11 protein-coding genes are annotated in these 14,335 nt (G+C 59.1%); 4 read left to right on the top strand and 7 right to left on the bottom strand.

Features of this window, described 5'->3' with window-relative positions:
• Positions 1-266 precede the first annotated feature (266 nt).
• Genes PSH64_RS24350 through PSH64_RS24330 form a run of 5 tightly spaced genes read right to left on the bottom strand, consistent with a single transcriptional unit; the run spans position 267 to position 8,657 of the window.
• Positions 267-1,673, bottom strand: a complete 1,407-nt coding sequence (locus PSH64_RS24350; protein ID WP_105345010.1) for an ATP-binding protein — start codon at positions 1,671-1,673, stop codon at positions 267-269.
• On the bottom strand, positions 1,670-3,478 hold the full coding sequence (locus PSH64_RS24345) for a DAHL domain-containing protein (protein ID WP_305478929.1): 1,809 nt from the start codon (positions 3,476-3,478) through the stop codon (positions 1,670-1,672). Before PSH64_RS24345 ends, PSH64_RS24350 begins: the two co-directional genes overlap by 4 nt.
• Positions 3,475-4,434, bottom strand: a complete 960-nt coding sequence (locus tag PSH64_RS24340; protein WP_305478928.1) for a cytochrome-c peroxidase — start codon at positions 4,432-4,434, stop codon at positions 3,475-3,477. Before PSH64_RS24340 ends, PSH64_RS24345 begins: the two co-directional genes overlap by 4 nt.
• Positions 4,435-4,479: 45 nt before the next feature.
• Positions 4,480-6,354, bottom strand: coding sequence for a bifunctional diguanylate cyclase/phosphodiesterase (locus tag PSH64_RS24335; protein ID WP_105345018.1), 1,875 nt, complete (start codon positions 6,352-6,354; stop codon positions 4,480-4,482).
• Positions 6,351-8,657, bottom strand: a complete 2,307-nt coding sequence (locus tag PSH64_RS24330; protein WP_105345020.1) for an EAL domain-containing protein — start codon at positions 8,655-8,657, stop codon at positions 6,351-6,353. Before PSH64_RS24330 ends, PSH64_RS24335 begins: the two co-directional genes overlap by 4 nt.
• Before the next feature lie 259 nt (positions 8,658-8,916).
• Between PSH64_RS24330 and PSH64_RS24325 the strand changes: the two genes are divergently transcribed.
• Positions 8,917-10,275 (top strand): HD domain-containing phosphohydrolase, encoded by a 1,359-nt coding sequence (locus PSH64_RS24325; RefSeq protein WP_305478926.1) that lies wholly within the window; start codon positions 8,917-8,919, stop codon positions 10,273-10,275.
• A 79-nt stretch (positions 10,276-10,354) separates the two neighbouring features.
• Here PSH64_RS24325 and PSH64_RS24320 read toward each other — a convergent pair whose 3' ends face one another.
• Positions 10,355-11,317 carry a transposase gene (locus PSH64_RS24320; protein WP_305478208.1) on the bottom strand — a complete coding sequence of 321 codons (963 nt, stop codon included), beginning with the start codon at positions 11,315-11,317 and terminating at the stop codon, positions 10,355-10,357.
• Between the two features lie 372 nt (positions 11,318-11,689).
• Between PSH64_RS24320 and PSH64_RS24315 the strand changes: the two genes are divergently transcribed.
• From PSH64_RS24315 to PSH64_RS24305, 3 genes are read left to right on the top strand one after another with little or no spacing between them, the layout of a single operon-like run.
• Entirely contained in the window at positions 11,690-12,124 is a 435-nt protein-coding gene (locus PSH64_RS24315) for an NUDIX domain-containing protein (protein WP_105345024.1), read from the top strand.
• 23 nt (positions 12,125-12,147) lie between these two features.
• The gene (locus PSH64_RS24310; protein ID WP_105345026.1) at positions 12,148-12,786 is read left to right on the top strand and encodes a LysE family translocator; all 639 of its coding nucleotides are present in this window, start codon (positions 12,148-12,150) and stop codon (positions 12,784-12,786) included.
• Positions 12,787-12,788: 2 nt separating this feature from the next.
• The gene (locus tag PSH64_RS24305; RefSeq protein WP_105345028.1) at positions 12,789-13,298 is read left to right on the top strand and encodes a GNAT family N-acetyltransferase; all 510 of its coding nucleotides are present in this window, start codon (positions 12,789-12,791) and stop codon (positions 13,296-13,298) included.
• 9 nt (positions 13,299-13,307) lie between these two features.
• Here PSH64_RS24305 and metR read toward each other — a convergent pair whose 3' ends face one another.
• Positions 13,308-14,225, bottom strand: coding sequence for a transcriptional regulator MetR (gene metR / locus PSH64_RS24300; RefSeq protein ID WP_105345031.1), 918 nt, complete (start codon positions 14,223-14,225; stop codon positions 13,308-13,310).
• Positions 14,226-14,335: the final 110 nt, after the last annotated feature.

Raw genomic sequence — 14,335 nt, 5'->3', positions numbered from 1 at the left:
TTGTTTTCAGCACAGTGGAATGCCGGGATACAGATATCTCCTGTGGGAGCGGGCTTGCTCGCGAAGACGGTTTTACATTCAACATTGATGCTGGCTGGCACACCGCATTCGCGAGCAAGCCCGCTCCCACAAAAAATGCTCCACTGGCGGTCAGGCATTCTGCGCCTGGAGAAATGACGAAAACAGCTCGGACTGGGATTTTTGGTCAATTGTGCGCCTTTGACCGATCATTCCCACGCAGAGTGGGAACGATCAAACACAGGTGTTCAAGCCGCTGTTTTAGTCTGGCGCACCGGCAACTCGACCCGAAAGGTGCTGCCCACTCCGACTTCGCTACGCACCGAAATATCGCCCTGGTGTTTTTTCACGATGCCATAGGACAGGGACAACCCGAGCCCCGTCCCCTGGCCCACCGGTTTGGTGGTGTAGAACGGGTCGAATATTTTCTGCAGACATTCCGGTTCGATGCCCGATCCGGTGTCCGCGACTTCGATCGACACCGTTTCACCTTCAATTCCGGTGCGCAGGGTGATGGTGCCTCGTTCCGGTCCCATGGCCTGCGATGCGTTGACAATCAGGTTCATGATCACCTGATTGATCTGTGATGGCAGGCATTCGATATCGGGCAGGTCTTGAAACTCCTTCACCACATCGGCCTTGTACTTGAGTTCATTGGCGACGATGTTCAGGGTCGATTCGATGCCCTGTTGCAGGTTGGCCCACTGCCATTCCTGATTGGAATCGACGCGGGAGAAGTCCTTCAGGTCCTTGACGATCTGACCGACCCGGCCGATGCCTTCCTTGGATTCCTTGATCAACAGCGGAATGTCTTCGCGCAGAAATTCCAGCTCGACCTTTTCACGTAGCTGGCCGAGTCGTTCGAGGACTTCGTTTGAGGTAATGACGTCCTCTGCCTCCCGATAGGCATCGAGCATGGCCTGCAGTTGCTTGAAATAGCCATCGAGGGTGCCGAGGTTGGAGGAAATGAAACCGATGGGGTTATTGATTTCATGGGCGACGCCCGCCGCCAGTTGCCCCAGCGAGGCGAGTTTTTCCGACTGCACCAGTTGGCTTTCCAGTTGTTTGCGCTCGTCGATTTCCCGCTGCAATGCTTCGCTGGCCTGCTTGAACTGGGTCGTGCGCTGGTCCACCAGATGCTCCAGATGGCTCATCTGAATAGACGCCCGTTCGGTCATTTCCCATTTGGTGAGCAGGGTGTTGGCCATCTGCTGGACTTCGATATTGTCGAACGGCTTTTTCAGAATCAGCAGGCGGTCGTGGGCGTGCAGGCGCTCCAGCAGTTCATCCCACGAATAGTCGGAATAGGCGGTACACACCACCACTTGCAGGTTCGGGTCTTCCTGCCACAGGTGTTCGATGGTCTGCGCACCGTCCCAGCCCTCGGGCATGCGCATGTCGACGAAGGCCAGGGCGTAGGGGCGGTTTTCCTGTAAGGCCTGGACGAGTTTGCCCAGGCCCTCCTGACCGCCATAGGCCGAATCCAGTTCGAACAGCAGTTGGGTCGATTTCACTTCGCTGCCGAACAGCGCGGCCTCCATTTCGTCCAGTTCGGCATGTTTGGCCGATGTCGGGGTAAGGATCTTGCGAAAGTCATCGTGGATGGACGGCGTGTCGTCGATCAGCAGAATGCGGCGGTTCGATAGATCGCTCATGCTTTCTCCATGACGGGGTTCAACGGGATCTGCAGGGTGAACAGGGCGCCCTTGCCCGGCCCGTCACTGTGGGCGGTGAGATGGCCGTTCATTTCGATCGCGGCCAGCGCGCAGCTGTGCAGGCCGAAGCCGTGGCCTTCCTTGCGGGTGGTGAAGCCGTGGGCAAAGATCCGTGTCATGTTTTCCGGCGCAATGCCTTCGCCGTCATCCTTGACGCTGATTTGCAGGATCGTGTCCTCGACGACTTTTACCCCGAGGGTGATCTGTCGGGCTCGGTTACTGAGGTCGGACATGGCGTATTTGGCGTTGCTGATCAGATTGATCAGGATCAGCAACAAGCGGTGCTTGTCGCCCATCACTTGCGGTACGTCGCCGTACTCCTTGACCACCGTGACGTGATGCCGGGTCAAGGCACCGGCGTTCATGCGCAGGGCGTCCTCGAGCAATTCGTTGATGTACAGCGGCTCCACCAGGTTGTTGGCCCCCGCGTAGGACTGCTGGGTGGCGACGATGTCTTTGATGTGGTCGACGCTTTTGCTCAGTTGTGCGAGTTCGTCGCTCATGCCTTGCTGTTCAAGGGCAATGGCTTCTACCAGCTGATTCAGATAACCGGGCAGCAGCTTGCCTTTTTCGTTCTGGGTCAGAAAGGTGCCCAGGTCGCTTTGATGTTCGTTGATCAGCTGCATCGCCTTGCCCAGCCCCTGGGCTTTGCTGCTGCGCAGCCGACGGGTGACCAGGTCGGCCGAGATGTTCACGCTGTTGAGCACGTTGCCGACGTTGTGCAGCACGTTGGTGGCGATTTCGGCCATGCCGGCCTGGCGTGCGGTGTCGAGCAATTCGCTCTGGGTATCCTTGAGTTGGCGAGTGCGCTCTTCCACCCGTTGTTCGAGGACTTCGTTGGCGGTTTGCAGTGCCTTGTTGACCCGCTGGATCTCCCCGAAGCTGCGCATCAGGCGAATCGCCAGGTACACCAGCACCAGTACCAGCAGCGTCGAAAACACCAGCATGTAGAAGTGGTAGCGCCGGTCGATGGCATCGGTTTGCTGCTGGTCCTTGTTCAGCAGGCCGGTAATGTCGTCCAGTCGTTCGGCCACCGGAATGGCTTCGATGTTTTCCAATAACCGATTGACCACCGGTTGCTCACGCAGGATCAGGCTGACGTGGTTACTCAAAATATCGATCGGGCTGTGAAACTGCTCCGGCAATCGTTGCTTGTTAACCCCCAGTTTGTTCATCCCCAGCAGAATATCCGCCGCTTTATCGTCGGAGGTGACCTGGGCGAATTCCAGGCTGCTGAGCAGCAAGTCGTAAGTGTCGGTGGCGATGTTCTGCAGTTGCAGCTTGTTTTCATCTGGCAATTGGGCGAGCGGTTGCTGGATGTCGTCTTCGGCCGTGGGCAGGAACGCCAGTGAGTTGCGCAGCACCGCATTGTGGGATTTGAACTGTTCCACCAGCCGGGTTTTTTCCTGGATGGCGGCGTGGTATGCATCATGGCTGGCATGCCAGATGGGGTCGTTGCGGCCGTGATTGGACTCCATGGTCTCGAACAGCTCCCACAGGCGTGTCATCTCGCTCAGCGGTGCGACCAGCGGATCGTAGTTGTGACTGATGGCGATCCTGGACTTGAGAATCTCGGTTTCCCATTGCGCGTTCAGTTGTTTGATCTGGCTGATCAAGTCCCGGGATTCGGTGTAGGTCGACGTCTCGTTCGAGTTGGATTTGAGGTACAGAAACAACAGCGTCGAGGCCAGCAGCACGGCCACGGCACCGAGCAGCGCCAGGTTGCGGCGGTGGTACGTTTTCATAATGGTTTTCCTCCCCACTCACCGGTCAGGGTCTTGAGGAATTTGATGATCAGGTCCTTGTCCTTGTCGGAGGGCACGCGACCGAGCTGGAACTTGAACATCACATCGACCGCTTCTTCGAGGGTTTTAGCCGAGCCGTCGTGAAAGTACGGCGCGGTCACGGCGACATTGCGCAGGCTCGGCACCTTGAACACGTTGCGGTCCTCTTCGGCCTTGGTGACCAGGTAGCGGCCCAGATCGGCTTCGGTGGGGTTGCCTCGGGCCTGAAAGTAATCGCCCATGACCCCGAATTTCTGGAACATGTTGCCGCCGATGTTCACCCCCTGATGGCAGGCGATGCAGCCGTAGTCCTTGAAGCGTTGGTAACCGTATTTTTCGTCGAGCGTGAGAATCTCGGTATTGCCCGACAGGTATTGGTCGAAACGCGAATTGGCACTGATCAGCGTGCGCTCGTAGGTGGCCAGGGCGTTTTGCACATTGTTCATGGTGACGCCGTCCGGGTAGGCCTTGGCGAAAGCGCTTTTGTAATCCGGATCGGCGGACAGCATCTGGACTACATGTTCCCAATGACTGCCCATTTCACTGGGGCTCTGCACCACTTCGTGGGCTTGCGTTTCCAGAGAGTCGGCGCGGCCATTCCAGAATTGCCGGAAATTCAGACTCGCGTTGAACACGCTCGGGGTATTGATCGTCAAGGGCTCGCCTTTGAAACCGGTGGACAACGCCTTGTCGTCGGCGCCGCCGATTTCCAGACGATGACAACTGGCGCAAGACAGGCTGTTGTTGACCGACAGCCGTGGTTCGTTGAACAGCCGGCGGCCGAGTTCGACTTGCAAGGGGTTTTGCTCAGGCACCTTGGGCAAGGGGCTGAGCGGTTCGTCCAGCGGTGCGCCGCTGGCTATCAGACAACAACTGAACAGGGGAGCAAGAAGCAGGTAGTAGAAGGAGCGCGACATCTTATGATTCCTTGGCGCAGAGCCCTGGGTGTCGTTGCACGTCGTTCATTTGGCTGTGGAGGAGGCCGGTTGTACCGATCTCAGATATTGCACGAAGGCATCCGGCTCCACGGCTTTGCTGAAGTAGTAACCCTGGCCTTCCTCGCAATGCAGGGCCTTGAGAAAGTTCAGTTGTTCGAGGGTTTCCACCCCTTCGGCAATGACCCTCAGATTGAGGCTCTTGCCCAGACTGATGATGGCGCCGACCAGGGCCGCGTCATTGCTGTCACAGCCCAGGCCCCGAATGAACGACTGGTCGATTTTCAGTACATCGATGGGAAACCGTTGCAAGTAACTCAGGCTGGAATAGCCGGTGCCGAAGTCATCGATGGCCAGCTGTACCCCCAATGCCTTGAGCCGACTCAGCGCGACCATCGTGGCATCGACGTTCTGCATCAATACGCCTTCGGTGATTTCCAGCTCGAGCAAGGCCGGGTCCATGCCTGTGTTCTGGAGTATCTGTTCGATGCCGTCGACAAAATCCCGCTGGCGGAAATCGATGGCCGAGACGTTCACCGACATACAGAGCTTCGGCAGGCCATTGGCCTGCCAGTCGCAGGCTTGCCGACAGGCCTGGGCCAGCACCCATTTGCTCAACGGCACGATCAAGCCGCTGTCTTCGGCCACTGCGATGAAGTCTGTCGGGTAGATCCAGCCGTGCCCCGGTTTTTGCCAGCGGATCAATGCCTCGGCACCGACCACCTTGCCGCTGCCCAGGTCGAGTTTGGGCTGATAGTGCAGGACAAACTCGTCCCGTTCCAGCGCCAGGCGAATACCCGACTCGATGGTTTGCTGTTCCCGGGCGCGCTGGTTCATCTCATCGATGAAAAAGCTGAAATCGTTGGGGCCGCTTTCCTTGACGTTGCGCATCGCGGTTTCGGCTTTCTTGATCAGTGCGATGGCATCGAAACCGTCATCGGGATAGATGCTGATGCCCAGGCTGGCCGTCACGCTCAGGTCGTGGCCCGCTATGTGTTGAGGCGTCCGTATGGCGTTCAGGAGTTTTTCGGCAATACCCTTGGTCTGCTGGGGGTGGTGGATGTCAGCCAGGATCACCACGAACTCATCGGAACCGTAGCGAAACACCGAGTCGGACTTGCGCACGCAGGCCACCACGCTTTGCCCGACACGTTTGAGCATCTCGTCACCGGTGGGGTGACCCAACGCATTGTTGATGCGCTTGAAGCGATCGAGTCCCAGAAACATCACGGCCAGTTGTTTGTCATGGCGTCTGGACAGGGCAAGGGACTGGTTCAGCCGGTCACCCAACAAGGTGCTGTTGGGCAGCTCGGTCAATACGTCGTACTGCAACAGATGAGACACCTTGAGCAGTTCGTGGACCCGGGCTTCGATGGTTTGCTCCAGGCTCAGCACTTTCATCGCCGCGTCCTGCGCCATCTGCCACTTCCAGGTCAGGGCGCTGGCCATCTGGCGGATTTCCAGACTGTCGAAGGGTTTTTTCAATACCAGCAACTGATCGCCGAACTCCAGCCGTTCGGCCATGGCTTCCCAGGTGTAATCCGAGAAAGCCGTGCACAGCGCGATTTGCAGGTGCGGATCCACTTTCCAGAGCCGTTCGATGGTTTCCAGCCCGTCCCAACCCGGGGGCATGCGCATGTCGGTGAACGCCATGGCGTAAGGACGACCTTCTGCCTGGGCACGCTTGACCAGTTTGAGCGCTTCCTGGCCTTGATAGGCGGAGTCGAGCTGGAAGACCAGCCGGGTCGACTGCTGGGTGCCGAACAGCGCGGCCTCGGTGCCGGCGATGGTTTGTTCATCGTCGGTATCTGCGCCGAGAATCTTGCGAAAGTCCTCATGGATCGAGGGCGTGTCATCGATGATCAGGATGCGTCGGTTGGCCTGGATAAACGGAGTTTTCATCCCTTGTCCTCCGTCGCTCGCCGCGAATCGTCCGGTAATGCTCCGGGATTGTGGTTTGCGTGCACGATGCTCCCGGCCTTCAGCAGTTCGGCGGCCTGCTGGCTGCTGACCGCTTTGCTGAAGTAATAGCCCTGGGCGTTCATCGGTGAGCCGGTGGCCATCAGCGAAGTGCGTTGCTCCTGGGTTTCGACGCCTTCGGCGATGATGCCGATCCCGACCTCACGGGCGAAATTGATAATGGCCCGCAAGGTGGTGGCGCTGGCCGCGTCGTGGGCGGCGGTGTCGATGAACGCTTGAGCGAGTTTCAGATGATTGACCTGGTAGGTCTTGAGGTAATCGAACGAAGAGTATTCGGTGCCGAAGTCGTCGATGGCGATCTTCACCCCCAGCTCTCGCAGGCGCGGCAGTACATCGTTGTGCGTCCATTTGGTCTGGGCCAGGGTCGCTTCGGTGACGTCGAAGCGCAGGTCCCACGGGCACAGTTCCCAACGCGCGGTGGTACGCAACACATCGTAGATCAGCTCGGGACCACTCTTGAGCTGTGCCAGGGACAGTTTTATCGCCACCACCGGTGGCGCCATGCCTTCGTCACGCCATTGGCGCATTTGCCGACAGGCGCGCTCCAGCACCCAGTGGCCGAGGGCGACGATGGCGCCGGTCTTTTCCGCCGCGGGCAGAAACGCCTGGGCTTCCAGCAACCCACGCTGGGGGTGGTTCCAGCTGACCTGCGCTTCCATGCCGAGGATCTTGCCGCTGCTCAAGTCCACTTCCGGCCAGTAATGCAGTTCAAGTTCGTCGCGTTCGATGGCCGTTTTCAAGTCGCTGGCGATGGTCATGCGCTCGACCACTTCCTGATTGATTTCCTCGGAGTGGAAGTGGTACTGGTTGCGGCCCTTTTCCTTGGAGCGATACAGCGCCATGTCGGCCTGGGTCAACAGGCTTTCGGCGCTGAGGCTGACCTGGGTGTAACTGCTGATGCCGATGCTGACCGAAACCCGCACATCATTGCCGGCCAGGGAGTAGGGCAGCACCAGTGCATCGCGGACCTTGGCGGCCAGGGCCGCCGACTGGGTCGGATCGCCGACGTCCAGTTGCAGAATCGCGAACTCGTCGCCCCCCAGGCGGGCGACCACGTCGTTTTCCCGCACGCAGGTTTTGATCCGTCGGGCGACTTCCTGCAACAACAGGTCGCCCACCGGGTGGCCCAGGGTATCGTTGATGCGTTTGAAGTGATCCAGGTCCAGGTAAAACATGGCAAACGGGGTGGCCCCTCGCCGGGCGGCGGCGAAGGCCTGGTGCAGGCGTTCGATCAGCGTCGCGCGGTTGGCCAGCCCGGTCAGGCCGTCGGTGCGGGCCAGCAGGGCGATCTTTTCCTCGGCCAGTTTGCGTTCGGTGATGTCGATGATGATGCCTTCGACTTCCAGCAAGCGGCCCTCATCGTCGCGCACCGGGATATAGCGGTTTTCGACCCAGCGCCAGTCACCGTCGCCGGTGCGCATCCGGAATTCGATGGAAGCACCCGCCGCATGGCGGTCCAGCACCCGGGCCATGGCGGTGTCGACTTTCGATTGGTCTTCAGGATGAATCAGTTCCTGAGCCCAGTTGGACGAAGCCACCAGGGCCGCCGCGATATGGCCGTACTTGGTAATGTTGTGGGAGATGTACATCAACGGAAACGAGGGTTCACCCCGCAGCCGATACAGGATGGTAGGACTGTTCTGCACAATGATGTTGGCGTCGGACAGCTCCCGGGTACGCTCCTCGACCGCTTGCTCCAGCAGGGACATCTTCAGCGCCGCGTCTTCGGTCATTTGCCACTTGGCGGTCAATGCGCTGGCCATCTGGCGGATTTCGATGGCATCGAAGGGCTTTTTCAGGATCAGCAGGCGATCGCCCAGCTCCAGGCGCTGGTCGATGTCTTCCCAGGAATAGTCGGAATACGCGGTGCAGAGCGCCACTTGCAGCTTGGGATCGGCCTGCCACAGGCGTTCGATGGTTTCCAGGCCGTCCCAGCCCGGCGGCATGCGCATGTCGATGAAGGCCATCGCGTAGGGCGAATCATTGGCCAGTGCGGTTTCGACCTTGTCCAGCGCCTCGCGGCCCTGAAATGCGGAGTCCATCACGAAACCTTGCGACGATACCGTCACTGAGGTTCCGAACAGGGCGTTTTCGGCGCTGGCCAGGCTGTCGTCATCGATGGATGACGGGCTGAGAATCTTGGCGAAGTCTTCATGGATCGACGCCGTGTCGTCGACGATCAGAATCCGACGATTAGTCCGCGCAAGCAGCGTATTCACTGACATGCGCCTGTACCGACAGCAGTTTGGTGCGATGAGCTCATAGAGGGTATCCCTTCCCTGATCGCTGGACGGAGTGGGTATCGTTCTTGGATCCGAGTGATCTGAGCATAGTCGTCCGGCCAGATATTCGCTTGATTGACTGAAACGAATCATTTCCCGGGTCGGCCTGAAAATCATCTAGCCTGTAGGTCAGGCTCGGGAAAGTCGGAGGACGTATGTCCGGGCCTGACATAAAGAGGCCGGTTTCACTTGAGGTATCGCCATGGAAGAGCAACTCCCCACGACTGTGACTGATAAACCCACGTTACTGCTGGTGGACGATGAGGAGTCGATTCTCAACAGCCTGCGCCGACTGTTACGCAGCCAGCCCTACGAGGTGCTGCTGGCCACCAGCGGTGCCCAGGCCCTGGAAATCATGGCGCAGCGGCCGGTCGATCTGGTGATGAGTGATGCGCGCATGCCCAATATGGACGGCGCCACGCTGCTGGCCTACATCCATCAGCACTACCCCAACACCACCCGGATCATGTTGACCGGTTATGCCGATCCGTCGGCCATTATCAAAGCCATCAATGAAGGGCAGATCCATCGATACATCAGCAAGCCCTGGCACGATGAGGAAATGCTGCTGACGTTGCGACAATCTCTCGCCTATCAGTATTCCGAACGTGAGCGGTTGCGTCTGGTGCAGGAGACGTGGGATCAGAACGAGAAATTGAAACTGCTCAACGCCACCCTGGAAAAACACGTCGCGGCCCGCACCAGCGAGCTGCAACAGACCGCCGACATGCTGGACCTGGCCTACGAAGAGCTCAAACGCAGCTATGTCACCGGCACGGAAGTGTTTTCGTTGCTGGCCAACCTGCGCCTGCCGCCCGCCAAGCAAACCAACCGGCAAATCATCGAAGTGGTGCGGGTGTACTGCAAACTCCATAGTCTGGACGAAGGCACCAGTCGCGACCTGACCATGGCGGCGGCGCTCTACAACATGGGTAAGTTGAGCTGGACCGACAGCATGATGAGTACGCCTTCGGACCTGCTGCATCACAATGACCGCGAGCGCTATCGGGGTTATCCGAAGCAGAGCGAGTCACTGTTGATGACGCTCGACCCGATGAAGGATGCCGCGCGGCTGATCCTGCACCACCAGGAGCGCTGGGACGGCAGCGGTTTTCCCGACCGGCTCAAGGGCGAGTCGATTCCGTTCGGTTCACGGTTGCTGAAGCTGGCGGTGGATTTCATCGAGTTGCAGCGCGGGCTGATCCTCGAGCGGCAGATGAACAGCGATGAAGCGCTGGTGTATATCCGCCAGTACGCCGGTCGGCTCTATGACCCGGAACTGGTGGAGGATTTCATTCAGGTTTGCGCGGCTTACCTGAGCGATGTGACGCTGGCTGACCCGACGGTCAAGGTGCTGAGCACCCGGGATCTGGTGGCGGGCATGATCCTGGCGCGCAACCTGAATGCCGACAACGGCATGCTGCTGCTCAATGCCGGCAAGGTATTGAACGGGCCGTTGGTGGAAAAACTGATCGCCTTCGAGGCGATGGAAGGGGCCAAGTACAGCATTTTTGTGAAGGTGCCGGAGGAAGTGGAGGCTGCGATTCTGGAGACGAGTTGAGTGTTCAGACTCAGTACCGATCAACGGCAGGAGGCTGTGTGATGCCGGTCAGTCAAGACGCAGAACCCTGTGGGAGATTCTATGTTGCAGGACAACCCTGCAACGGTCGATTCGGTTGGTATTCGCTCTGGTTTTTCATCAGAGCGAACGCCACCCGGGCGAGTTTTCGGGCAAGGATTACCAGGGCCTGAGTCCTCTTGAAACCTCTGGCCAGGTACCCTTCATAAAATGGTTTCCAGGTCGCTGAACGACAGGCGGCCATGGCCGAGTTGTGGGCCAGACGTCGTATTTCCGGATCCCCTTTCTTGGTCAGACTGCGACTCCCCGTCTTTTTTCCCGAGTCATCGACCCTCAAGTCCATGCCCAAAAAAGCGATGAAGGCATTGCTGTCCTTAAACTCGCCACGCAAAAAAGCCGTCGCAAATCCAGTTGCCGTCAGTACACCAACGCCTTCAATGGCCTTGCAACGCTCAATATTTTCGGCGGCTCCGGCCTCTTTGCTCAGGTCACGCAGCTGTTTTTGAATGGCCAAATCCGAGCGCTTAAACGTCTCCATCAGACATTTCAGCTCTTCTTCCAGGCGCGGCTCATTGGCCCAGCTCTGAGCCAGGCTGACACGCGCCTTGATCAGTGCTGCCCGTCGATGAAGCAGGCTTTGCAGGGCCTTGTAAGCCTTGGGCGGCGGGCTCCAAGCGCGTAACCCACCCTGTTCATGCGCCAGATACCGAGCCAGAAGACGAGCATCACACGGATCATTTTTAGCTCGTTGGCCGACACTGCGGCGGTAATGACTCAAGCGATAACCGTCCACGACGTAGACCTGATGACCCAACTCATAGGCCAACTCAACCGTGTCCAAGTGGTAAATGTTGGTGGCCTCAACGGCAATGCCACTTTTGGCGGGCAGCGTCTTGAGCCAACGTTTGAGTGCTGCTCGATTATTGGAGATGGCTTGTGTGGTTTGCAGATCGGCGCGATAGACGAGCACCTCAGCCTTGGCCACATCAACACCCACGACCGCTTGCGAAGTAAGGATTGTCATGACGAATCCTCGGAGCTAGGGTTTAAGAGCTTGTTGGGGTCTACCGTTGCGCTGGCTTGTCTCTATCGTCGGCCTAGCCGATGAATTCCTTATTGGCGCTTTTAGGTAGAAGGGGTGGGACGAAGTCTCCCACGGTCTGTACTGGCTAGAGTCAGAATCGGGCTTTTAGTCCCACCCACCCCTTCAAGTCTAAACATACAAGCGGGCTTGCCCGCGAAGAATGCGCCGCGTTTTTTCAGGTATTGCGCGTCATCGTTCTTCGCGGGCAAGCCCGCTCCCACAGGGTTCTCGATGAATGTTTTTTTACGGCGTGACGAAGAACCGAAGCTCATGTGATCCTTGTGGCCCTTTACCCAAGGCCGATCCTGATCCATGACGCTTTCATCCGCTGCTTCGCCCCGTATCATCCGCATTGCCGCTGCCCTGCTGATCGGCCCCGACGGTCGCACCTTGCTGGTGCGCAAGCGCGGCACCCAGGCGTTCATGCAGCCGGGCGGCAAGATCGAGGCTCATGAGCAACCGGTCCACGCCCTCGCCCGTGAGCTGGAAGAGGAACTGGGGCTGGTCATCGACCCGGCGCACGCCATTTATCTGGGGCCATTCTCGGCCCCGGCCGCCAACGAGCCGGGTTTTGTCGTACAGGCCGAACTCTTTCAGCTGACCATTGATTCCCATGTCTGCCCGGCGGCGGAGATCGAAGAGGTGTGCTGGATCGATCCGGCCACCGACGGTGATCTCACCCTGGCGCCATTGACACGGGACCTGATCTTGCCGTTTTATCGAGCTTCGCTGATCGAAACCGACTGATCGTCCATGGACGGAGGATGCCCATGATCCCACTTCAAGACTTACTGATTTTTGCCGCCGCTGCATTGCTGATGGTGCTCACCCCCGGGCCGAACATGATCTACCTGATCTCCCGTTCCATTTGCCAGGGGCGCAAGGCCGGTGTGACATCGTTGCTGGGCGTGGTCGCGGGATTTCTCGTGCACCTGTTCGCTGCCGCCGCGGGGTTGACCGCGGTGTTCATGGCCGTGCCGGTGGCCTACGAAGTATTGAAGTGGGCCGGCGCGTTGTACCTGATGTGGCTGGCCTGGCAGGCGGTCAAGCCCGGTGCGCGTTCACCGTTCGAGGCGCAGCAACTGCCGGCGGACTCGTCCCGCAAGCTGATCACCATGGGCTTTCTGACCAGTGCCCTGAACCCGAAGATCGCGGTGTTTTACCTGTCGGTGTTTCCGCAGTTCATTACCCCTGAGCACGGTTCAGTGTTCAGCCAGAGCATCATCCTCGGCCTGACCCAGATCAGCGTGAGTTTCAGCGTCAACCTGCTGATCGCGATGTTCGCCGCAGGCATCGCGTCCTGGTTCGTCAACAACCCGAACTGGTTGGCGATGCAGCGTTACTTCATGGGTTTCGTGCTGTCCGGGCTGGCGGTGCGGTTGATGCTTGAGCAGCGGCGAGCAGCCTGAACATGTGGATTCAGCGGCTTGATGCCAGCCATGCCCTGGATTATCGGGCCCTGATGCTCGAAGCCTACGACTTGCATCCCCAGGCGTTCACTTCCAGCGTGCGCGAGCGCGCCGCGATGCCGCTGGGGTGGTGGGAATCACGCCTGACCAGCAAGCTGGATGTGGTGCTGGGGGCGTTCGAGGAGGGCAGGTTGGCGGGCATCGTCGGCCTGGCCTTCGAGGTCAGGGAAAAGGCCCGGCACAAGGCCACGCTGTTTGGCATGTACGTGACCGGCAAGGTGCGGCAGCGCGGGCTCGGTTATCAACTGGTTCAGGCGGCGTTGGCTGAAGCGCAGAGTCATCAGGGCCTGCGGCTGATCCAGCTGACCGTCACCGCCGGCAATGAAGCGGCATTCAAACTGTATCAGCGCTGCGGCTTCGTGCAGTTTGGCCTGGAACCGTTGGCGGTGCGAGTGGGCGAAGACTACTTCGACAAGATCCACATGTGGCGCGAGATTACCCCTGAGCCTTGATCGGTTGCTCTATCGCACCGCACTAACCCCATCCAGCGTCGAAAACGACGTGTCCTTGGCCGTCAGCAAAAAGTCGCGCATGTAGGGCGCATCGAGCATGTCGGCGCGGATCCCGGCATACAACGTCGCAAACAAACCTTTCTCGCCCAGTCGCTTGGCCTTCACATAACCCCGTGAGCTGTATTCATGCAGCGCCCAATGGGGCATGCCGCACACGCCGCGACCGCTGGCCACCAGTTGCATCATCATCACCGTCAGCTCCGAGGTGCGTACCTGCGCCGGTTCGATGTCGGCCGGCTCCAGGAAGCGGGTGAAGATGTCCAGCCGATCGCGTTCCACCGGATAGGTGATCAAGGTTTCCGTGAGCAGGTCTTCAGGCACGATGTACGGCTTGTTCGCCAAGCGGTGCTGGTTCGCCACCGCGAGCATGGCTTCGTAGGTGAACAACGGCACGTAAGTGATCCCCACCAGTTCCAGCGGATCGGAGGTCACCACCAGGTCCAGGTCGCCTCGGGCCAGCGCCGGCAGCGGGGCGAAGGAGAAGCCCGAGGCCAGGTCCAGCTCGACTTCCGGCCAGGCATCGCGGAACTGGTCGATGGTCGGCATCAGCCACTGAAAGCAGCTGTGGCACTCGATGGCCATGTGCAAACGCCCCGCGGTGCCGCCGGCCAGCCGCGCAATGTCACGCTCGGCACTGCGCAGCAACGGCAGGGTGGCGTCGGCCAGTTGCAGCAGGCGCAAGCCGGCACTGGTGAAGCGCACCGGTTTGGTCTTGCGCACGAACAGCGGCATGCCCATGCGCTCTTCCAGTTCCTTGAACTGGTGGGACAGCGCCGACTGGGTCAGGTGCAGGCGGTCGGCCGCATCCACCAGGCTGTCGGCTTCGCGCAAGGCGTGCAGGGTCTTCAGGTGACGGATTTCAAGCACCGGATGGCTCCATGAGGAAAACTTGTGATCAACACGAAAAGGTTGAGTTTGTCTCATGTTGGGTTGGCTGTCGACAATAGCGCCATGTTTTACAGCATTCTTTATGGAGA

This window comes from Pseudomonas sp. FP1742 (assembly GCF_030687145.1).
Lineage (GTDB): Bacteria > Pseudomonadota > Gammaproteobacteria > Pseudomonadales > Pseudomonadaceae > Aquipseudomonas > Aquipseudomonas frederiksbergensis_D.
This window is presented reverse-complemented; position numbering and strand designations above follow the sequence as displayed.

Bases quoted from the DNA above. Each gene is read 5' to 3' on its own strand.
- PSH64_RS24350 (WP_105345010.1), bottom strand. From the start codon at position 1,673: ATGAGCGATCTATCGAACCGCCGCATTCTGCTGATCGACGACACGCCG.
- PSH64_RS24345 (WP_305478929.1), bottom strand. From the start codon at position 3,478: ATGAAAACGTACCACCGCCGCAACCTGGCGCTGCTCGGTGCCGTGGCC.
- PSH64_RS24340 (WP_305478928.1), bottom strand. From the start codon at position 4,434: ATGTCGCGCTCCTTCTACTACCTGCTTCTTGCTCCCCTGTTCAGTTGT.
- PSH64_RS24335 (WP_105345018.1), bottom strand. From the start codon at position 6,354: ATGAAAACTCCGTTTATCCAGGCCAACCGACGCATCCTGATCATCGAT.
- PSH64_RS24330 (WP_105345020.1), bottom strand. From the start codon at position 8,657: ATGTCAGTGAATACGCTGCTTGCGCGGACTAATCGTCGGATTCTGATC.
- PSH64_RS24325 (WP_305478926.1), top strand. From the start codon at position 8,917: ATGGAAGAGCAACTCCCCACGACTGTGACTGATAAACCCACGTTACTG.
- PSH64_RS24320 (WP_305478208.1), bottom strand. From the start codon at position 11,317: ATGACAATCCTTACTTCGCAAGCGGTCGTGGGTGTTGATGTGGCCAAG.
- PSH64_RS24315 (WP_105345024.1), top strand. From the start codon at position 11,690: ATGACGCTTTCATCCGCTGCTTCGCCCCGTATCATCCGCATTGCCGCT.
- PSH64_RS24310 (WP_105345026.1), top strand. From the start codon at position 12,148: ATGATCCCACTTCAAGACTTACTGATTTTTGCCGCCGCTGCATTGCTG.
- PSH64_RS24305 (WP_105345028.1), top strand. From the start codon at position 12,789: ATGTGGATTCAGCGGCTTGATGCCAGCCATGCCCTGGATTATCGGGCC.